This window comes from Sphingomonas sp. 28-62-20 (assembly GCF_002281505.1).
On the sequence record NZ_NCGH01000006.1, the window covers coordinates 161,906 to 181,226 of the forward strand.

At 62.9% G+C, this 19,321-nt stretch carries 17 protein-coding genes and 1 tRNA gene; 8 read left to right on the top strand and 10 right to left on the bottom strand.

Going from position 1 to position 19,321, the window contains the following annotated elements; all coding sequences use genetic code 11:
* Window positions 1-47 precede the first annotated feature (47 nt).
* Genes gatC through gatB form a run of 5 tightly spaced genes read left to right on the top strand, consistent with a single transcriptional unit; the run spans window position 48 to window position 4,009 of the window.
* The gene (gene gatC, locus B7Y43_RS06410; protein ID WP_374130787.1) at window positions 48-335 is read left to right on the top strand and encodes an aspartyl/glutamyl-tRNA amidotransferase subunit C; all 288 of its coding nucleotides are present in this window, start codon (window positions 48-50) and stop codon (window positions 333-335) included.
* Window positions 335-1,819, top strand: coding sequence for an Asp-tRNA(Asn)/Glu-tRNA(Gln) amidotransferase subunit GatA (gatA, locus tag B7Y43_RS06415; protein ID WP_374130788.1), 1,485 nt, complete (start codon window positions 335-337; stop codon window positions 1,817-1,819). Before gatC ends, gatA begins: the two co-directional genes overlap by 1 nt.
* Before the next feature lie 57 nt (window positions 1,820-1,876).
* Window positions 1,877-2,131 (top strand): AbrB/MazE/SpoVT family DNA-binding domain-containing protein, encoded by a 255-nt coding sequence (locus B7Y43_RS06420; protein ID WP_374130789.1) that lies wholly within the window; start codon window positions 1,877-1,879, stop codon window positions 2,129-2,131.
* The gene (locus B7Y43_RS06425) at window positions 2,128-2,535 is read left to right on the top strand and encodes a type II toxin-antitoxin system VapC family toxin (protein ID WP_374130790.1); all 408 of its coding nucleotides are present in this window, start codon (window positions 2,128-2,130) and stop codon (window positions 2,533-2,535) included. Before B7Y43_RS06420 ends, B7Y43_RS06425 begins: the two co-directional genes overlap by 4 nt.
* Window positions 2,528-4,009, top strand: coding sequence for an Asp-tRNA(Asn)/Glu-tRNA(Gln) amidotransferase subunit GatB (gatB, locus tag B7Y43_RS06430; RefSeq protein WP_374130791.1), 1,482 nt, complete (start codon window positions 2,528-2,530; stop codon window positions 4,007-4,009). Before B7Y43_RS06425 ends, gatB begins: the two co-directional genes overlap by 8 nt.
* On the opposite strand, the gene B7Y43_RS06435 is transcribed toward gatB, so the two are convergent.
* The 5 genes from B7Y43_RS06435 to moaA form a co-directional block, all read right to left on the bottom strand.
* On the bottom strand, window positions 4,006-5,145 hold the full coding sequence (locus B7Y43_RS06435; RefSeq protein ID WP_374130792.1) for an SO2930 family diheme c-type cytochrome: 1,140 nt from the start codon (window positions 5,143-5,145) through the stop codon (window positions 4,006-4,008). The two genes, gatB and B7Y43_RS06435, sit on opposite strands and share 4 nt — an antisense overlap.
* A 7-nt stretch (window positions 5,146-5,152) precedes the next feature.
* Complete coding sequence (locus B7Y43_RS06440) at window positions 5,153-6,379, bottom strand: parallel beta-helix domain-containing protein (protein ID WP_374130793.1); 1,227 nt, start codon at window positions 6,377-6,379, stop codon at window positions 5,153-5,155.
* A gap of 103 nt (window positions 6,380-6,482) precedes the next feature.
* A tRNA-Asn gene (locus tag B7Y43_RS06445) sits at window positions 6,483-6,557 on the bottom strand.
* Between the two features lie 109 nt (window positions 6,558-6,666).
* Window positions 6,667-7,446 carry an NAD kinase gene (locus B7Y43_RS06450; RefSeq protein WP_374130794.1) on the bottom strand — a complete coding sequence of 260 codons (780 nt, stop codon included), beginning with the start codon at window positions 7,444-7,446 and terminating at the stop codon, window positions 6,667-6,669.
* Window positions 7,443-8,453 carry a GTP 3',8-cyclase MoaA gene (gene moaA / locus B7Y43_RS06455; RefSeq protein ID WP_374130795.1) on the bottom strand — a complete coding sequence of 337 codons (1,011 nt, stop codon included), beginning with the start codon at window positions 8,451-8,453 and terminating at the stop codon, window positions 7,443-7,445. Before moaA ends, B7Y43_RS06450 begins: the two co-directional genes overlap by 4 nt.
* Before the next feature lie 114 nt (window positions 8,454-8,567).
* Here moaA and B7Y43_RS06460 point away from each other — a divergent pair, with 114 nt between their 5' ends.
* The gene (locus B7Y43_RS06460; protein WP_374130796.1) at window positions 8,568-10,604 is read left to right on the top strand and encodes a bifunctional diguanylate cyclase/phosphodiesterase; all 2,037 of its coding nucleotides are present in this window, start codon (window positions 8,568-8,570) and stop codon (window positions 10,602-10,604) included.
* Window positions 10,605-10,606: 2 nt separating this feature from the next.
* Entirely contained in the window at window positions 10,607-11,044 is a 438-nt protein-coding gene (locus B7Y43_RS06465; protein ID WP_374130797.1) for an SgcJ/EcaC family oxidoreductase, read from the top strand.
* A gap of 12 nt (window positions 11,045-11,056) precedes the next feature.
* Here the strand turns inward: B7Y43_RS06465 and B7Y43_RS06470 are convergent, their stop codons facing one another.
* The 3 genes from B7Y43_RS06470 to B7Y43_RS06480 all read right to left on the bottom strand — a co-directional run bounded on the left by B7Y43_RS06470 (window position 11,057) and on the right by B7Y43_RS06480 (window position 15,491).
* The gene (locus B7Y43_RS06470; protein WP_374130798.1) at window positions 11,057-11,530 is read right to left on the bottom strand and encodes a GAF domain-containing protein; all 474 of its coding nucleotides are present in this window, start codon (window positions 11,528-11,530) and stop codon (window positions 11,057-11,059) included.
* A gap of 127 nt (window positions 11,531-11,657) precedes the next feature.
* Window positions 11,658-15,110 (bottom strand): transcription-repair coupling factor, encoded by a 3,453-nt coding sequence (gene mfd / locus B7Y43_RS06475; RefSeq protein ID WP_374130799.1) that lies wholly within the window; start codon window positions 15,108-15,110, stop codon window positions 11,658-11,660.
* Window positions 15,111-15,224: 114 nt separating this feature from the next.
* Entirely contained in the window at window positions 15,225-15,491 is a 267-nt protein-coding gene (locus B7Y43_RS06480; RefSeq protein WP_374130800.1) for a succinate dehydrogenase assembly factor 2, read from the bottom strand.
* Window positions 15,492-15,565: 74 nt separating this feature from the next.
* Here B7Y43_RS06480 and recG point away from each other — a divergent pair, with 74 nt between their 5' ends.
* A complete protein-coding gene (recG, locus tag B7Y43_RS06485; protein ID WP_374130801.1) occupies window positions 15,566-17,626 on the top strand; it encodes an ATP-dependent DNA helicase RecG in 2,061 nt (686 codons plus the stop codon).
* A gap of 13 nt (window positions 17,627-17,639) precedes the next feature.
* Here recG and B7Y43_RS06490 read toward each other — a convergent pair whose 3' ends face one another.
* Window positions 17,640-17,960, bottom strand: coding sequence for a PilZ domain-containing protein (locus B7Y43_RS06490; protein ID WP_374130802.1), 321 nt, complete (start codon window positions 17,958-17,960; stop codon window positions 17,640-17,642).
* Between the two features lie 90 nt (window positions 17,961-18,050).
* Window positions 18,051-19,283 (bottom strand): tyrosine--tRNA ligase, encoded by a 1,233-nt coding sequence (gene tyrS, locus B7Y43_RS06495; protein WP_374130803.1) that lies wholly within the window; start codon window positions 19,281-19,283, stop codon window positions 18,051-18,053.
* Window positions 19,284-19,321: the final 38 nt, after the last annotated feature.

Genomic DNA, 19,321 nt, shown 5'->3' on the forward strand with positions numbered 1-19,321 from the left:
TCCGATGCTAGCCGCCCGTCACATATTGTGACAAGCACAAGGGCATCATGGCAGTAGACATCACCACCGTCCGCAAGATTGCGAGCCTTGCCCGGATCGCGATCACCGAGGAAGAAGCCGCGCGCATTGCGCCCGAGCTTGAAAACATCATGGGCTGGATCGAGCAGCTCGGCGAGGTCGACACGAAAGATGTCGAGCCGATGACCGCCGTGATCGCCAACACCCTGCGGCTGCGCGACGATGTCGTGACGGACGGCGATGTCCGCGACGCTGTGCTCGCCAACGCGCCCCAGGCGGAGCATGGCTTTTTCACCGTGCCGAAGGTGATCGAATAATGACCGTCCTCACCGATCTCGGCGTTGCTGCCATTCGTGATGGCGTGCGCAGCGGCAGTTTTTCGGCGCGCGAAGTTGCCGACGCGTTCATCGTTCAGGTGAGCAAGGCCAAGCCCCTCAACGCTTTCCTTGTCGAAACCCCTGATCATGCGATCGCTGCCGCCAAGGAAGCTGATGCCGCGCGCGCGGCGGGCGAAGTCCTCAAGCCGCTGGCGGGTGTGCCGATCGGCATGAAGGATTTGTTCTGCACCAAAGGCGTGCCGACCACCGCCGCCAGCCTGATCCTGGAAGGCTTTACGCCGCAGTACGAGTCCACCGTGTCAGGCAATTTGTTCGCGGCGGGTGCGGGGATGCTCGGCAAACTCAACATGGACCAGTTCGCGATGGGATCGTCGAACGAAACCAGCGCGTTCGGCAATGTCATCTCGCCGTGGCGGCGCAGCGACGGCGGCAATGCACCGCTCGCGCCCGGCGGCTCGTCGGGTGGCTCGTCAGCGGCTATCGCGGCGCGGCTCTGCCCGGGTGCGACCGGCACCGACACCGGCGGTTCGATCCGCCAGCCTGCCGCCTTTGTCGGCATTTCGGGCATCAAGCCGACCTATGGCCGCTGCTCGCGCTGGGGCGTAGTGGCGTTCGCCTCGTCGCTCGATCAGGCCGGGCCAATGGCGCGAAGCGTGCGCGATTGCGCGATCCTGCTGGAGAATATGACGGGCTTCGATCCGAAAGATTCGACCTCGCTCAACCTGCCAGTGCCCAAATGGGAAGCTGGCCTTAATGCCAGCATGGTGGGCAAGCGGATCGGCATCCCCAAGGAATACCGCGTCGATAATATGCCCCCCGAAATCGATGCACTGTGGCAGCAGGGCATCGACTGGTTGAAGGATGCGGGGGCCGAGATCGTCGAGGTGTCGCTACCGCACACCAAATATGCGCTGCCCGCCTATTACATCATTGCGCCTGCGGAGGCCTCGTCCAACCTCGCGCGCTATGACGGCGTGCGCTTTGGCCTGCGTGACCTGCCCGACGGCGCGAACTTGCAGGACATGTATGCGGCGACGCGCGCATCGGGCTTTGGCGATGAAGTGAAGCGCCGGATCATGATCGGTACGTATGTTTTGTCAGCTGGGTTTTACGACGCGTACTTCACACAGGCTTCGAAGGTCCGCACGCTGATCGCCCGCGATTTCGATCGCGCGTTCGAGGCGTGCGATTACCTGCTAACCCCCACCGCCCCAAGTGCCGCCTTCGCATTGGGCGAGAAGAGCGCCGATCCGATCGCGATGTATCTGAACGACGTTTTCACGGTGCCGTCCTCGCTCGCGGGCCTCCCCGCGATGAGCGTGCCGGGCGGGCTCGACAAGGCTGGGCTGCCTCTGGGGTTGCAGATCATCGGCCGTGCGCTGGACGAGCAGGGCGTGCTCAATGCATGTCTGGCGTTGGAAGAGCGGGCAGGGTTTACGGCGCGACCGGGGGCTTGGTGGTAGACGCGTATTACCTGAAATGGTAATACTTGAGTTATGAGCAAGCAAAGCAACCTAACCGTGAAGGGGCAGGTCACGATCCCGAAGGATGTCCGTGACGCGCTTGGCTTGAAACCCGGGGAACCTGTCGAATTCGACTGGAATGATGCGGGTGAGGCTGTGATTCGCCGTCCGGTGCGTGATCGCGCCGCCGAGATCGAAGCCTACAAGACCCGCGTTCGTGAAGTGTCGCGACGGTTCGCGCATCTGCGGGAAGGCCGACCGACGGATGAGATCATGCGCGACATTCGCGGCGACGATCCGTTTCCGCCATGATGGTGGATACCAATATCATCGTCGATCTGCGTGAAGAGGATGGTGAGTGGTTCGAGTGGTCGGTTGGCACATTGGCTCGATTGGTCTCAGACGGGCTGACGACCAGTGCAATTGTGCTGGGTGAACTGGTCGCGCGCGGTACTGGGGAAGCCGAAATCATGACGCAACTCGCTGTTTTCGAGATTGAACCTCAAGCGCTGACGGTTGAGGCGGGCTTACGCGCCGGCTTGGCACAAGCGGTTTATCGTCGGGCGGGGGGCACCCGCGAAAAACTGCTTGCCGACTTCCTGATCGGTGCGCATGCAGTGACTGAGCGACAACCCTTGATCACCCGTGATCCGCGTCGTTACCGCCAATATTTTCCCGAACTCACCCTTATCACACCCGAGACTGATCATGGCTGACGCATCCCCCCAGTACACCCTCTCCGGCGCCACCGGCGATTGGGAGGTCGTTGTCGGCCTCGAAGTCCATGCCCAGGTGACGTCCAACGCCAAGCTGTTCTCGGGAGCGGCGACCGCCTTCGGGGCCGAGCCCAACACGCAGGTGAGCCTCGTCGATGCCGCGATGCCTGGCATGCTCCCGGTGCCCAACCGCGAGTGCATCCGCCAGGCGGTGCGCACCGGCATGGCGATCGAGGCGCAGATCAACAAATGGTCGCGGTTCGACCGGAAAAATTACTTCTACGCCGATCTGCCGCAGGGCTATCAGATCAGCCAGCTCTACCACCCGATCGTGGGGGAGGGCGCGATCATGATCAGCCTTGACGACAAGAACCCCGATGCCGCGACCAAGCGGATCGGGGTCGAGCGCATCCATGTCGAGCAGGATGCGGGTAAGTTGATGCATGATCAGCACCCGACGCGCAGCTATGTCGACCTCAACCGGTCGGGCGTCGCGCTGATGGAGATCGTGTCCAAACCCGACATGACCTCCCCGCAGGAAGCGGGAGCGTATCTATCGAAGCTGCGGTCGATCCTGCGCTATGTCGGGTCTTGCGACGGCAATATGGATCAGGGATCGATGCGCGCTGACGTGAATGTCAGCGTGCGCAAGGTGGGCGATACGACGCTCGGCACGCGCACTGAGACCAAGAACGTCAACTCGGTGCGCTTCGTGATGGCGGTGGTCGAGCAGGAAGCGAAGCGCCAGATCGCGGTGCTCGAAGATGGCGGGCGGATCGTCCAGGAAACGCGGCTCTATGATCCCGATCGCAACGAGACGCGGTCGATGCGGTCAAAGGAAGACGCGCATGATTATCGCTATTTCCCCGATCCGGACCTGCTGCCATTGGTGCTGGAGGATGATTTCCTTGCCGAGTGCCGCGCCAGCCTGCCCGAACTGCCCGATGCCAAGCGCAAACGCTATGAGGCACTGGGGATTACGCCTTATGCCGCCGCTGTGCTGACGGCGGACGTCGATGCCGCGCGCTGGTTCGATGCGCTGCTCGAAGCGGGATCGCCAGCGGTGGCGGGCGCGAACTGGGTGACGTCGGAACTGTTCGGCGCGCTCAACCGGCTCGGAAAGGATATCGCCAATTCGCCGGTAACCCCGCCACAGGCCGCAGAGTTGCTGGGGCTGGTCGCCGATGGCACCTTGTCGGGCAGCCTGGCCAAGCAGGTGTTCGAAATCATGCTGGAGACCGGGCAGGGCGCCGGCGTGATCGTTGAAGAGCGCGGGCTCAAGCAGACCAGCGACACCGGCGCAATCGAAGCGGTGATTGCCGAGGTAATGGCCGCCAATGCCGACAAGGTCGCCGATTATCGCGGCGGCAAGGACAAGTTATTCGGGTTCTTCGTCGGCCAGACGATGAAGGCGATGGGCGGCAAGGCCAATCCGGGGGTCGTTAATGATCTGTTGAAAAAGGCGCTGTCCTAAGCTCCAGCCTCACATCCGCCCTTCAACCCGGCGATCCATTGCTTGATCAGCGCCACGCCCTCGGCATGCGTCAGGCTGCGGCCATTTTCGGGCATCATTTCGCCGGGATTATCGCTTTCCAGCCGATAGGCCATGATCGATTGCTCGGGATGGCCGGGGACAATGCTGTAAACGCGGTTGCCCGTACCCGTGCCGGCGGCGATTGGCGGTTTGCACGTGCCGAGCTTGCGCATGTCGATTGTCGGTGAATCGAGCCAAAGGCCGGAAACGCGGGCCGGGCCGGTGGCGCTGTGGCAATGCGCGCAGTTGATATCGAGATAGGCGCGGGCGCGGGCGTCGATACTGGCCGTTAGATCAGTGAAGCGGGCATCGCGGGGTGCGGTAGCGGGTGAGGGCGCGCCCGAGAGATAGCCGATCTTTGTGAGCCGTGTGAGTTGGTTGATGTCGCCACCGATGCCTGGAAAATCGCGGTTCAGATGGCGTGCCTTGGGGCCAATCGGCATCAGCGTCTTGGTCCGGTCGGTGGCGTGGCAGCCGGCGCATTGGTTCACATTGGGGACGGTGTAGGTGAAGCGGGTAGATTTGCCAGCATCATCAAAAACCAGCGGAATTTCAGCCCCCGTGCGCTGGAGCGTCGCCTCGGTCTGCTCTGCGTTCCAGACATAGGGCAGCGCCTGCCAGCCGTCCGCGCGCTTCACCAGCAGCCGGGTTTCGATCATTCGGGCATGGCTGAGGTCGAGCCCCTTGTCGCCTGGCTGATAGCCTGCGGGCGTGACCTTCAGCACATGTTCGCTTGTGCCGGGCGCAGTGCCAACCGGAGTGGCATAATAGAAAGTCTTGGCGATGATCGTGCCGACCGGAAAGTCGAAGGTCTTCACCGGATCATAGTGCGCGCTCATCCCCTTGGGGACGAACACCGCGCGCCATTTTTGGGCGTAATCGCTGAACAACGGCGTTGCGAGTTCGTAGCTGACAAGGCCAGCGCGCGGCGCGATGTGGCCGTCTTTCACGTCGAATAAGCCCCAGTCCGCCAGCGACTCCGGATTCTCATTGGCATGAAAAGTAATCGCCGCCGGATGGCTCGCGCACGCGCCAAGCGCTAACGCGATCATCAGGGTAACCAGGGCACGGATCATGAAACGCTCAGCCCTTGGTCATCATGGCCGGAAGCGTGATTTCGGGCAGCCGCGTGGCCGGTGCGCAATCGAGGCCCGTGTCGATATGCGGATTGGCGGATTTGTTGGGCCCATCGACATTCAGCACCTTGGCATCGCCATTTTGCACGCAAATGCCGGGCTTTGCGATCTTGGGGTTGGCGAAGCCGTCCCAAAGGACCGCGGGCAGCGCGCCGCCGCCCAGTGCTTTTAATGGCGCATATTTAGCGCCCGGCTCAGTGCCGCCGCCTGAAATGCGGTTGCCTGTGACATAAACATTTTCCGGAAAGGGATCATAGGCCGCCGCAATCCCGCGTGTCGCCTCGAAGCCCAGCGAGTAGAAGCTGGAAATGATCACATTGGCGGTCTGGTTGTCCTTCAAATCATTGTCGAAAATCTCAACATCGTCGTTTGAATTGACGATCACGCCTGATCCTGGCGGTACCGACGCAACGGCCGTGCCCTTGGTGGCGAAATTGGCGAGGTTGTTGGCGACCACCTGGTTCTTGAACACCCGCGTCCTGCTGCCGGGCACGGGCAGATCGGGCATGTTGAACACCAAGATGCCGCCGGTATTGCCCGTGACGACATTGCCATAGACGTCCGCAGCGGTCGAGTTTTCGATCTCGATGCCTGCAACATTGCCCTCGGCGCGGTTGTTGCGGACGATGATGTTGCTCGATTGGCCGACATAAATCCCGGCATCGGACGCGCCCTTTACCACACTGTCCTCGATCAGCACGTTCGTGACCTGGACCGGATAAAGGCCGTAAGCGCCGTTCGAGGTTTTGGAGCCGCCGGTCCATTCCGCCCGGACGCGGCGCATGACGGCGTTTTTGGTGCCATTGATTTTGAGCGCGTCGCCCTTGCTGTCTTCAAGCGCGACGTCTTCCAGTGTGAAATCATCCCCGGTGACCAGCAGACCTTCCGCCCCCGATGTCTGGCGCGCGAAGGACAGAATCGATTTGTCCATCCCCGCGCCCTTGATCGTCACGCCGGGCACGGCGACGCTCAGGCTGCGCGTCAGGGCATATTTGCCCGCCGGGATGGTCACTACCGTGCCGGGCTTTGCATCAAGCAATTGCTCCTGCAGCTTTTTTTCAAAATCGGGATCGACCACAAAGCCCTGTGCATCGGTCTTGGGTCCGGTTGAGCAGCCAGCGAGCAGCAAGGCGGCGAATAATGACGCGGTGCAAAGGGCGGCAGTGTGGCGCATGATTTCTTCTCCCCGTGGCCGATTATCGCATCGGCTCATGACCGTCACCCTAGGGCGGGTAGGGGCGTGCTGGCAACGCCCGGATCGGTCCGGAGGAAAGAAGTGGCTCCCTGAGTTGGATTCGAACCAACGACCAAGTGATTAACAGTCACCTACTCTACCGCTGAGCTATCAGGGAATAGCGAAGCGAGGCTCTATTACCCGTCGGCAGCGGATGCAACCCCTGTTTCGCGGGTTTTGCGCGATTGCCCGGACAATGCCCAGACAATGCCCTGGGCGAGTGCCACTCAGGAGATGAATTGCTCCATCGTGATGCGATCGTCGAGCGCATGTTCGGGATCGAACAACAAGGTGAGTTCGCGGCTGCGGTCCATGGCGATATCGACCCGGGCGACATCACGAATTTCACGCTGGTCGGCAACGGCGCTGACCGGGCGCTTGGCAGGTTCCAGCACGCGCAGCGAGATCCGCGCCTTGTCGGGCAAAATCGCCCCGCGCCACCGCCGCGGGCGAAACGCGCTGATCGGCGTCAGCGCGGTCAGCGCCGAGCCAAGCGGTAGAATCGGCCCTTGCGCGGAGAAGTTATAGGCAGTCGATCCCGCAGGCGTGGCGGCCAGGATGCCGTCGCAGACCAATTCCGGGATGACGATGCGATCATTGACGGTCACTTCAATCTTGGCGGTCTCCCGCGTTTCGCGCAGCAGCGACACTTCGTTGATTGCTGGCACCGAATGGCGTTCACCCGCAATCGTCTCCGCCACCATCCGCAGCGGCGTCACTTTGAACGCCTTGCAGCGGTCCAGTCGCCCGTCGAGCCCCTCCAGCCGCCATTCGTTCATCAAAAAACCGATCGTGCCCAGATTCATGCCGAATACGGGGAGCGGGTCGCGCGCGCTTTCCAGTTGGCTGTGCAGCGCCTGGAGCATGAAGCCATCACCGCCGAGTGCGATGATCATGTCGGCCTGATTGATCGGGACCCAATCATAATTATGGCGAAGCTCATGCGCGGCGGCCTGCGCTTGGGCGGTTGGCGAGACGACCAGCGCCCGCCGTTCATAGCGGCTCATCCGCCGGTCACGCTCATATGACGGGCAACCGCCGGGGCGGCACCGCGCTCAATCTGAAAATCATGCCGCGCTGGTTTGAGGCGCATCGCTTCATCAAGAGCTGCATCTAATCCGGCAACGCCTTCCGTCTGAAGCACAGCCTTCAGGTCAACCTGATCATTTTGGCCGAGACACATGTACAGCTTTCCCTCGGTCGTCAGCCGCACGCGGTTGCAGCCATCGCAGAAATTATTGGTCAAGGGCGAAATCAGGCCAAGGCGCGCGTCGCTGCCGCCGACCCGCCAATAGCGCGCGGGCCCGCCGCTGCGATGATCGTCGCGGGTGAGATCAAATTTGGTCGAGAGATCGTCGAACACTTTGGTCAGTGGCAGGAAGCGGTCCGCGCGGTCTTCGTCGATGGCGCCTAGTGGCATGGTTTCGATCAACGACAGATCAAAGCCTTCTGCCCCACACCAGGAAAGCATCGGCGCGATCTCGTTCTCATTAAGGCCATTCAGCGCCACCATGTTGATCTTGATTGCCAACCCGGCTTGTTTCGCCGCTGAAATGCCGTCCAGCACCTGCGCGACATCGCCATGGCGGGTGATGTGGCGGAAGATGTCGGGATCGCGGCTATCTAGGCTGACATTGATCCTGTGGATACCGGCCGCCGCGAGATCGGCCGCATGCTCGCGCAGCCGGGTGCCGTTGGTGGTCATCGTCAGCTCGTCCAGCCGCGGACCCGTGGTCGCACCCACATGCCGACCCAGCCGCCGCGTTAATTCGACCACATCGCGCCGCACCAATGGTTCGCCGCCGCTGAGCCTGATCTTGGTCACGCCCCGCGCGATGAATCGCTCGGCGATGATGGCGATTTCTTCCAGACTCAGCAATTTGGCCTTGGGCAGAAAGGTCATTTCCTCTGCCATGCAATAACGGCAGCGCAGATCGCAGCGATCCGTTACCGATATCCGCAGATAGCTGATCGTGCGACCAAAGCTGTCGATAAGAGGGGAGGCGCAAGACATGGGTCACGAGCTAAGCCTTCACGCCGATGCAAACAACCCTCAACCGTGTTGGCAGTGCAGCGGCGCGCCGTTTGCGGATTGGCGAAGTCACCAGCGCGGGCTAGGCTTGATCGCATGACCAGCCCCGTGGCCGCCAATGATCCAGAAACCTGCCAGCGACCGGCAGCGGCATCCGCCCTTTTTGTCTTGTCGTTCCGCCAGCGTGACGAATTGGCAGCGCTGGCCACGCGTGGCGGCTGGCAAGTGATCGCCGCGCGTCGCGCCGATGGCGCGGAACGGCGCTATCTGGCGAGCGGGGCGCAGGTCGCGGTGATTGATGCGCGCGGGGCGCTGGGGGATGGGCTGGCGGCCGTGGCGGCACTGGGCGATGTGATTGCCGCCAATGGTGGGGCGTTGCTTGTGCTGGTCTCGCGCGGCGATGTTGGGGAAATCGGCACTTTATATGATGCTGGCGCCACTCATTTTCTGTCCAGCCCGCATAGCGAGCATGAATTTATTCAAACCCTGCGCTTTGCCGCCCGGCATGCGGAACGGATGGCGGGCGATTGGCACCCCAAAATAGGATCGACCGAACCGTTGGGCTGGCGTTTTGACCGGCAAGAACGGGCTGTGTTGCTGACCCCAGCTTTCGCTGATCTGCTCGTTGCGGGCGAAAGCCCTTCTGCCCTTGGCCTGTTGAGGCAGCTTGCGCCGGCCGACCGACCAATCGCACTCCGCGCGCTGCGGCGGCTGCTGGAAACCGGTGCTACCACCGCTTTTGCCCATGATATTGCCGGGCTGGGCCGGATGGTTCAGCACCTCACAATCGATCCCGAAACTGGCCATATCGACGCCGTGATCGAACGGCTCACGTCGATCCCCGATCCCGCCAATGTGCTGCGTGAGGCGTTATCGGGGGTGCGCGATGCAGCGAGTGCGCGGCGCTGGCTCGACCGCAAGCTTGCCGATCCTAGCGATCCGCCGGTCCAAGTGATGCTGATCGCGCTCAACCGGTTCGACATCGTCAACAGCGCCTATGGCCGCAGCGCGGGCGATGCGCTGCTGCGCACTGCCCAAAAGCGAATCGACGAAATTGCCGCTGAACTGCTGGGTCGCGCTGCCATTGTCGCGCGGCTGGGGGGATCTGAATTTCTGGTCGCGGCAGCTGATAGCCCAGCGCGGGTTGAACTCGTCGCTGGCCGGATTGCGGAGGCGCTGTCCCGCCCCTTCGTCACGGGTGGCGCGGTGGCGGTATTGGGCTGCCGGATCGGGATTGCCCCGGCAGAGGAGGGCGACACCACTGGCATGTTGCTGCGCCGCGCAAGCGAGGCACTGGCCGAGGCCAAGGCGTCTGACAGTCTGACGATCCAGACAGCGCGTCGTGAGGGCCAGGAAGGCGCGCCAATCGATATGCTTGCGGTCGATCTTCGGCGGGCGATGGACCAGGGCGAAATCGACATTGTGTTCCAGCCCCAGGTGGCGATTGCGACCGGCGACATTACTGGCGTGGAGGCGTTGGCGCGCTGGGACCATCCGGTGATGGGTGCATTGGGCGCGGAGACCTTGTTCGCCGCCGCCGATCGCGCCGATCTGGTCATTGGTCTGTCGGATCATATCCAGCGGATCGTGCTTGCGCGTGCCGCAGGCTGGCCGAAAAATCTGTCGCGCCTCCGCTTGTCGCTCAACCTGACGGCGGCCGATATCGCCCGGCCGGGCTTTGCTGATATTTTTCTCGATCGGGTCGATAGCAGCGGTTTTCCGCGCAGCCGCCTGACGGTGGAAATCACCGAAAGCGGGCTGATTGAGGATTTGGGCATCGCCGCGATGCTGCTCGCTTCGCTGCGCAGTGCTGGCTGCCGGGTCGCGATTGATGATTTTGGGACGGGCTATTCGAGCCTAGCCTATCTAAAGGCGCTACCGCTCGATTATCTCAAGATTGACAAGAAGCTGGCGCAGGACATTGCCGGATCGACCCGCGACCGGATCGTGGTGCGCGGCGTGATCGACATGGCGCGCTCGCTCGGTCTGGCGGTGATTGCCGAAGGGGTGGAGACCGAGGAACAGCTGGACCTGCTCGCCAAGGAAGGCTGCCAATATTATCAGGGGTTCCTGTGCGCAGAGCCGCTTGATGTGGCGGCGCTTGAGGCGCTGGTGGCAATACAAGGAGAATGACGATGCGCAGCCCCGTTTTCTTCGCCATCGCCGCGATTGCGCTTGCGGCTCCGGCCATCGCGCAAGCGCCCGAGCAGGTGGCAGTCGAGAAGGCGATGACTGATAGCGCCGCCGGGTGGAATGCCGGCGATGTCGAACGGTTCATGCGCGTCTATTCAGACGATCCGGCAACCAGCTTCGTTACCAAAGAGGGAGTGCTCCGCGGCAAGGCAGCGATGACGGCGCGCTACAAAACTCGCTATGATTTCGACAATGCTGCCAAGCGCGGCACGCTGACCTTTACGACGCTGGATTTCCGCCTGCTTGACCCAACCCATGTGCTCTACATCGCCCGCTACCTGCTGACCTATGACGACGGAAAGACCCAAAGCGGCACGACCACGCTGATTTTCCGCCGTGAGGGCGGCGATTGGCGCATCATTGCAGATCACAGTTCTTAAGGCGCTACCGCTTCAGGCAGCGTGTGCACCGCCCGGCTGCCCATGTGCGAGACCAAGCACATCGATGATCGCAAAAGCAGCGCCCATGCCGCGACCGAGCGCTTCCATCAGCGCAAGTGTTTCCTCTTCGATTGGCGCGGCCTCTTTCCAATAGGCGCAGATCGCATATGCCGGTCGTCCATCGCCAATTGGAACGGCGACGAGGCTGCGAATGAAGGTGGCCAAGTAAACGTTCAGGGGAATATTTTCGACCTGGGTGATGTCAGGTACCAAAATGGTCTGTTCTTCGACCATCGCCCGGCCGGCGAGACATTTGTCGATCGGGAATTGCAGCCCCGCCCAGAGCGGTTCGATCGTATCCTCGGCGAGATAATCGGTTTCCTGGCCAATCCTTTTGACGATGGTGATGCCATCCGATTGCGCGATCGAGCGGGCGACAGGCCGAACGATTTCAACCGCTTCAGCAATGCTCTTTGCTTGCATCATCTGCCGTAGCGTTTCGGCCAAAAGGGCCCATCGATCACCGATGGTCAATTCGAGCACACCAATTCACTTTCCCCAAAAAGCCGGTGAGGTGCTTAGGGTATATCCTATTGCAGACGAAACTACACCCCTATCCCGCCGCCTTCGCTAGCCCTCGCGCCAGCTGCAAGGCACCGTTGAGCCGCGCCTTGGGATCGCCCCAGGCGCGAGTCAGCACCAGCTTGCTGTCTGGGCGCAGCTTTGCAATTGCGCCGACGCGTTCGACATAGGCGAGCAGGCCCGGGATATTGGGCGGCTTGTCATCATGGAACGACACCAGGGCGCCGCGCGGGCCGACATCGATCTTGGCGACTCCGGCGTTCTTGGCGTGGAGCTTGATCTCGATCAGGCGGATGAGGTTTTCGGTCGCGTCGGGCAGCTTGCCGAAGCGATCGATCAGTTCGGCTGCGAATGCCTCGATCGCCTGCGGCTCGTCGAGGTCGTTGAGGCGGCGGTAGAGGCCCATGCGCAGATCAAGATCGGGCACATAGTCGTCGGGGATCAGGATTGGCGCGTCGATCGTGATCTGGGGTGAGAAATCGCGCGGGCGCTTGGCCAGGCCACCCGCGCGCGCGTCCATGATCGCCTCTTCGAGCATCGACTGATAGAGTTCATAGCCGACTTCGCGGATATGGCCGGACTGTTCGTCGCCGAGCAAATTGCCCGCGCCGCGAATGTCGAGATCATGGCTCGCCAGCTGGAAACCCGCCCCAAGATTTTCGAGATCCGACAGCACTTTCAAGCGCTTCTCGGCGGTTTCGGTGACGATCCGGTCAGCAGGCGTTGTCAGATACGCATAGGCGCGCGTCTTGGCGCGGCCGACCCGCCCGCGCAGCTGATAGAGCTGGGCAAGGCCAAAGCGATCAGCGCGATGGATGATCATTGTGTTGGCGCTTGGGATGTCGAGCCCGGACTCGACGATGGTGGTGGAGACTAGCACCTCGAACTTCTTGTCGTAAAAGGCGCTCATTCGTTCCTCGACCTCGGTCGGGGACATTTGGCCGTGCGCGACGACATAGCGGATCTCGGGGACCTCCTTGGTCAGGAATTCCTCGATATCGGGCAGGTCGGCGATGCGTGGGGTGACGAAGAAGCTCTGCCCGCCGCGGTAATGTTCGCGCAGCAACGCCTCACGCAGGACAACCGGGTCCCACGGCATCACATAGGTGCGCACTGCGAGCCGATCGACCGGTGGAGTCTGGATCACCGACAATTCGCGCAAGCCGCTCATCGCCATTTGCAGCGTGCGCGGGATCGGCGTGGCGGTGAGGGTGAGGACATGAACGTCGGTCTTGAGTGCCTTCAGCCGCTCCTTGTGAGTGACGCCGAAGCGCTGCTCCTCATCGACCACCACGAGCCCCAGCCGTTTGAAGCCGACGCTCTTGGCAAGGATGGCATGGGTGCCGATGACGATGTCGATCGTGCCGTCCTCCAGCCCCTCGCGCGTCGCCTTGGCTTCGGCGGCGGTAACGAGGCGGGAGAGGCGGCCGATCTTGAGCGGGAAGCCTTCAAACCGGGCGACGAAATTGTTGAAATGCTGGCGGGCTAGGAGGGTGGTGGGGCAAACGACAGCGACTTGCAGCCCGGCCATTGCCGCCACGAACGCCCCGCGCAGCGCGATCTCGGTCTTGCCGAAGCCGACATCGCCGACGATCAGCCGGTCCATCGGCTTGCCAGCCGCCAGATCCTCAAGCACTTCGCTGATCGCGCGGTCCTGATCGTCGGTTTCCTCGTACGGGAAGCGATCGACGAAGCTCGGATAGCCGCTCGCATCGGGCTCGGCGATATCGGCGGGGCGCAAAGCGCGCTCGGCAGCGATGGCGATCAGTTCACCCGCAATCTCGCGGATGCGCTCCTTCATCCGGCTCTTGCGCCGCTGCCACGCCTCACCGCCGAGCCTGTCAAGTGTGGCGGCGTCGTCGCTGCCGTAGCGGCTGAGCACGTCGATATTCTCGACCGGCACATAAAGCTTGTCGCCACCAGCATATTCCAGCGCGACGCAATCATGCGGGCTGTTGCCGACCGGGATCGATGTCAGCCCGGTATAGCGGCCAATGCCGTGATCGACATGGACGACAAGATCGCCGGGAGAGAGTGTCGCCAGTTCGGCGAGGAAGGCATCGGCTGATTTCCGGCGCTTGGCGCGCCGCACCAGCCGGTCGCCGAGCATATCCTGCTCGGTCAGTACCGAGACGCTAGGGGCGGCAAAGCCGTGGTCGAGCGGCAGGACGATCAGCGCGACGCTCTTGTCAGCGACGCCGAGCGCTTCCTGCCAGCTTTCTGCCGTCTTGGCGCCCTTCAGCCCGTGATCGGCAAGGAGCCCGCTCAACCGCTCGCGCGCGCCGACCGAATAGCTGGCGAGCACGGGCTTGCGCCCATCTTTGCGCAGCTTGGCGATGTGCGCGACGACCGCCTCATAGACATTCGCGCCAGAGGCTCGCTCGGCTCCGAAATCCTTCGCGCCATCGACGTTGAAATCGATCACGCTCGCGCTGTCGGGCTCATGGAATTGCGTGACCAGGTGCGCGACCGACTGCTGAAGCCGCTCCGCCCATTCATCGGCCTTTAGATAGAGCATTTCAGGCGGCAGCGGGCGGTAGCTGCCCGGATCGCTCGATTGCGCCCGCACGCGGTTGGCATGATAGTCGGTCACTGCTTCGAACCGTGATTCAGCCGCCGCCGCCACGCCCGAATCGCGCACCACGATCGCGCCGTCTCCGAGATGATCGAACAGCGTCGTCAATTTCTCTTCGAACAGCGGTAGCCAATGCTCCATGCCAGAGAGGCGGCGGCTTTCGGAAATCGCTTGATAGAGCGGATCGCCAGTCGCGTTCGCGCCGAAGCGTTCGCGGTAGCGGCTGCGGAAGCGCTTGACGCTCTCTTCATCGAGCAGCGCTTCGGAGGCGGGGAGGAGGGTGAAGCCCTCGACCCGGCCCGTCGTGCGCTGATCGGCAGGGTCGAAGGTGCGGACGCTCTCGATCTCGTCGCCGAAGAAATCGAGGCGCAGACCATGCTCCTCGCCGCTCGGGAATAGATCGACTAGCCCGCCGCGCACCGCGAACTCGCCCGAATCAGTAACGGTCTCGACGCGCTGATAGCCGTTGGCCTGCAAGAGCCCCGCCAGCTTGTCGCGGCCGATGCGCTCGCCGGGCTTGAGGGTGGCGACCAGTTGCCGAACGCGGAACGGCGTCAGCGTGCGCTGCGCGGCGGCATTGGCGGTGGTGACGAGCAGCTGCGGCCCTTTGCGCGGCTGTTGCAGCCGATGGAGCGCCGCCACCCGCTCGGCCATCACGCGCAATGTGGGGGAGGCGCGATCATAGGGCAGACAGTCCCAGGCGGGAAAGCTGATCGTCTCGAGCTCGGGCGCGAAATAGTGGGCGGCGGTGGCGATCGCGCGCATCTCCGCCTCGTCTGCCGCGATGAAAACGGCGCGGGTGGTCGCGGCGCGCGCGAGGTCGGCCAACAGCCAGGGGAGGAAGCCGGTCGGGACGCCTGCCAGGGTGAGCGGCGCCTTGGCGGCGAGGATGGTCGAGAGGTTGGGCATTTATGGTCCTATAGCCCTCTCCCCTATGGGGAGAGGGTTGGGTGAGGGGCGGTTTCGGGCGTTGCGCTGCTTAGCGGCCCCTCACCCCACCCTCTCCCCGGAGGGGAGAGGGAGTTAGTTCAGTGTCGGCACGTAATTCAGCGTCTTCAACGCCGCCAATATCGACCCCGCGTAACGCTCTGGCGCAACATCGGTCCCCATCGCCCAGGCCATGATATCGACATCCTGTTCCTCGAGAAGTGCCTCGAACAGCACCATCTCCTCCTCCGACCAGGCCGTCCCGTGCGCGTCAAAGAACCCGCCGATCAGCAAATCGGCCTCCTTGGTGCCACGGTGGTGCGCGCGGAAATGCAGGCGTTTCAGGCGGGTGGCGCGGTCCATGGGCTTTCCAACGACGATTGGCCGACGGTCCTTTGCGTGGGCCGTCGGCTGGGGGTAAGACAGCCCAGATAGTCATGCGGCCAGAAATCCTCAATCCACTCTTTGCCGAAGTCACCGCGCTGAAAGGCGTGGGGCCAGCGCTCGCCAAGCCGCTTGATCGGCTTGGGCTCGGCCGCGTCGTCGATGTCGCCTTCCATCTGCCGACCGGTTGGATCGACCGGATCGCGCGCGATGAGCTCGATATGGTCGATGCCGGGCGGACGATCGCGATTACGCTGACGGCTGTGTCGTACCGGTCGAGCGCGGGCCGGGGGCCGACCCGCGCGCAGGCGACTGATGCCAAGGGCAATTATGTGTCCCTCGTCTATTTCGGTGGCAATTCGGGCTGGGTGAAGAAGTTGCTGCCGTTGGGCGAGCCGCGCCGTGTGTCGGGGCGGCTGGAAATGTACGGGCAGGAGTTACAGATCGTTCACCCCGATTATGTCCTGCCGCTGGAGGAAGCGGGGGATACGCCCGAACGCGAGGCGATCTATCCGCTGTCCGAAGGGCTGACCTCGAAGCGGATGGGGCAAATGGCAGCGCAAGCGGTGGAGCGCGCGCCCGAGCTTGCCGAATGGATCGAACCCGGCTTGCTGGCCAAGCATCAATGGCCCGCCTGGCGCGCGGCGCTCGCGCGGATCCATGCTGACCCGTCCGATGCCAAGGCGCGTGAACGGCTGGCCTATGACGAGCTGTTCGCCAACCAGCTCGCGCTGACTTTGGTCCGCGCCTCGTCGCGGGCGCGCAAGGGCAGGGCGCTGATCGGCGACGGACGACTGCGCGCGATGCTCAACCTGCCCTATGCGCCAACGGGGGCGCAATCACGCTCGATTGCCGAGATCGAGGGCGATCTGCGCCAATCGCAGCCGATGCTGCGGTTGCTGCAGGGTGATGTCGGATCGGGCAAGACGTTGGTGGCGGCGATGGCGCTGCTGGTGGCGGTGGAGGCGGGCGCGCAGGGGGCGTTTCTGGCGCCGACCGAAATCCTTGCGCGCCAGCATTATGAGACCCTGCGCGGGTTGCTGAGCGGGCTGCCGGTCAACATTGCGGTGCTCACCGGGCGCGACAAGGGGCGGGTGCGCGAGGCGACACTGATGGGGCTAGCGGACGGTTCGATCGATATTCTGATTGGCACGCATGCGATCTTCCAGGAAGCGGTTGGCTACAAGGATCTGGGGCTGGTCGTGGTGGATGAGCAGCACCGCTTCGGCGTCGCGCAGCGGATGCTGCTGACGGGCAAGGGCCAGCACCCGCCGCATCTGCTGGCGATGACCGCAACGCCCATTCCCCGCACGCTGACGCTGGCGCTGTATGGCGAGATGGACGTCAGTCGGCTGGACGAAATGCCGCCGGGCCGTCAGCCTATCGAAACGCGAGTCTTGTCCGAGGACCGGCTCGACGATGTCGTGAACGCGCTGGGCCGGCATTTGTCGGCCGGGGGGCAAGCCTATTGGGTGTGTCCGCTGGTCGAGGAAAGCGAAAAGACCGATCTCGCCGCCGCCGAGGCGCGGGCGGAGACGTTGCGGGCGCGGTTCGGCGACAAGGTCGGGCTCGTCCATGGCCGGATGAAGGGGCCGGAAAAGGACGCGGTGATGGCGGCCTTTTCCGAAGGGTGCACTGGCGTGCTCGTCGCGACCACGGTCATCGAAGTCGGCGTCGATGTCCCCAATGCGACGCTGATCGTGATCGAGGCGGCGGACCGCTTTGGGCTCGCCCAGCTCCACCAGCTGCGTGGGCGGGTGGGGCGGGGCAGCGGGGCCTCCAACTGCTTGCTGATCCGGGGCAGCGCGCTCAGCGAAACGTCGCGCGCGCGCCTCGCCTTGATGCGCGAGACCAATGATGGCTTTCGCATCGCCGAGGAGGATTTGCGGCTGCGCGGCGCGGGCGAATTGCTGGGCACAAGGCAATCGGGTGAAGCGCAGTTCCGGCTCGCGACGCCCGAAATGCTGAGCGAGCTGTTGCCGATCGCGCATGACGATACGCGCCTGCTGATCGATCGCGACGGGGGCTTGAGCGGTCCGCGCGGCCAGGCGGCGCGGGTGGCGCTCTATTTGTTCGAGCGCGATGCCGGGGTGGCCCTGCTGCGGTCAGGCTAGGCTGGCTGACCCCTCAGCGCGCCTTCAGCATCACCGCGAGCAGTTCATAATAATCGGATAGCTCAATCGACCGGTCCAGTTCGCAGCCGATACGGCCGCCAAGCGACCACCGGATCTGGGCGCTGACGGTCCCCAAGATTGGCAGTTGAATGCTGATCCGGTCACCCGGCTGATAGCTGATCTCGCACCTCGCCATCAGCCCCATGGCGGACATGTTGACGATCACCAAGGCTACCGGTTTGGCATCAGGCCCGAAGCCCTTGGCCCGGAAATGCACTTCGTCACGACCGGCGGACCGATCGTCATTCAGTGCAAAGGATGCCCTGCTTGCCATCCCAACCTTCCCATCGCTGCCCTTACGGAAACTAAAGGTGGCGGATGAAGAGGATCGCTACAGAGAGGGTTAAGCGAATTTTTCCGTTTGCTATTCAACGGGATTGAGCAGGCCGTGGTTCTTCTTGCCCGCGGAAATGCGGATTGTTTCGGCGCCGATCGCGATCATGAAATTCTCGTCGGTGATCTTTTCGCTCTCGACGCGAGCGCCGCCGCCTTTGATCAGGCGCCGCGCTTCCCCTTTGGACGCGGCAAAGCCAAGCGCGACCAGCGCATCGACCAGCGTGATGTTGCCTTTGGCGACGTTATGGCTGGGCAATGCATCGCCCGATGCGCCTTCCTCAAAGGTCTTGCGCGCGGTTTCGGCTGCTTCTGTCGCGGCGGCATCACCCCTGCACATGGCGGTGGCTGCATTGGCGAGGACGATCTTGGCCTCGTTGATCTCAGCACCCTGCAATGCTTCCAGCCGTGCAATCTCATCGAGCGGCACATCGGTGAACAGCCGCAGAAAACGGCCCACATCGCGGTCATCGGTGTTTCGCCAGAACTGCCAATAGTCATAGTTGGATAGCTGCGTCTCATTCAGCCACACCGCACCCGACACCGATTTGCCCATCTTGGAGCCGTCTGCCTTGGTGATCAGCGGCGTGGTGACGCCGAACACCTCGGTGCCGTCGATCCGGCGGGTAAGCTCAACGCCGTTGACGATATTGCCCCATTGGTCCGATCCGCCCATCTGGGCGCGGCAGCCGTAACGGCGCGAAAGCTCCAGAAAATCATAGGCCTGAAGGATCATGTAGTTGAATTCGAGGAAGGTCAGCGGCTGCTCGCGATCAAGGCGAAGGCGGACCGAATCGAAGGTCAGCATCCGGTTGATCGTGAAGTGGCGGCCGACATCACGGAGCATGTCGATATAGCCGAGCTTGCTCAGCCATTCGTCATTATTGACCATCACGGCATCGGTCGGCCCGTCGCCAAAGGTCAGCAGGCGTTCGAACACGCGGCGGATCGAGGCGATGTTGGCGTTGATGCCGTCATCGTCGAGCAGCTTCCGGACCTCGTCCTTGCCGGACGGGTCGCCGATCTTGGTGGTGCCGCCGCCCATGATGACGATCGGTTTGTGCCCGGCCTGCTGGGCGCGGCGGAGCAGCATGACCGAGACAAGGTTGCCGACATGAAGCGAGGGGGCCGTGGCGTCAAAACCCACATAGATCGGCACCACCTGCTTTGCCGCAAGCGCATCGAGCCCGGCTGCATCGGTCAGCTGGTGGATATAGCCGCGCGCATCGAGCAGGCGGAGCAGATCAGAGGTGTATTCGGTCATGGCAGCGGCCCTTACCGGAAGAGCCGGGCCGCGCGCAA

Excerpts from the sequence above, each read along its gene's own strand:
- gatC (WP_374130787.1), top strand. The coding sequence starts at position 48 with ATGGCAGTAGACATCACCACCGTCCGCAAGATTGCGAGCCTTGCCCGG.
- gatA (WP_374130788.1), top strand. The coding sequence starts at position 335 with ATGACCGTCCTCACCGATCTCGGCGTTGCTGCCATTCGTGATGGCGTG.
- B7Y43_RS06425 (WP_374130790.1), top strand. The coding sequence starts at position 2,128 with ATGATGGTGGATACCAATATCATCGTCGATCTGCGTGAAGAGGATGGT.
- gatB (WP_374130791.1), top strand. The coding sequence starts at position 2,528 with ATGGCTGACGCATCCCCCCAGTACACCCTCTCCGGCGCCACCGGCGAT.
- B7Y43_RS06435 (WP_374130792.1), bottom strand. The coding sequence starts at position 5,145 with ATGATCCGTGCCCTGGTTACCCTGATGATCGCGTTAGCGCTTGGCGCG.
- B7Y43_RS06440 (WP_374130793.1), bottom strand. The coding sequence starts at position 6,379 with ATGCGCCACACTGCCGCCCTTTGCACCGCGTCATTATTCGCCGCCTTG.
- B7Y43_RS06450 (WP_374130794.1), bottom strand. The coding sequence starts at position 7,446 with ATGAGCCGCTATGAACGGCGGGCGCTGGTCGTCTCGCCAACCGCCCAA.
- moaA (WP_374130795.1), bottom strand. The coding sequence starts at position 8,453 with ATGTCTTGCGCCTCCCCTCTTATCGACAGCTTTGGTCGCACGATCAGC.
- B7Y43_RS06460 (WP_374130796.1), top strand. The coding sequence starts at position 8,568 with ATGACCAGCCCCGTGGCCGCCAATGATCCAGAAACCTGCCAGCGACCG.
- B7Y43_RS06465 (WP_374130797.1), top strand. The coding sequence starts at position 10,607 with ATGCGCAGCCCCGTTTTCTTCGCCATCGCCGCGATTGCGCTTGCGGCT.
- B7Y43_RS06470 (WP_374130798.1), bottom strand. The coding sequence starts at position 11,530 with ATGATGCAAGCAAAGAGCATTGCTGAAGCGGTTGAAATCGTTCGGCCT.
- mfd (WP_374130799.1), bottom strand. The coding sequence starts at position 15,110 with ATGCCCAACCTCTCGACCATCCTCGCCGCCAAGGCGCCGCTCACCCTG.
- B7Y43_RS06480 (WP_374130800.1), bottom strand. The coding sequence starts at position 15,491 with ATGGACCGCGCCACCCGCCTGAAACGCCTGCATTTCCGCGCGCACCAC.
- recG (WP_374130801.1), top strand. The coding sequence starts at position 15,566 with ATGCGGCCAGAAATCCTCAATCCACTCTTTGCCGAAGTCACCGCGCTG.
- B7Y43_RS06490 (WP_374130802.1), bottom strand. The coding sequence starts at position 17,960 with ATGGCAAGCAGGGCATCCTTTGCACTGAATGACGATCGGTCCGCCGGT.
- tyrS (WP_374130803.1), bottom strand. The coding sequence starts at position 19,283 with ATGACCGAATACACCTCTGATCTGCTCCGCCTGCTCGATGCGCGCGGC.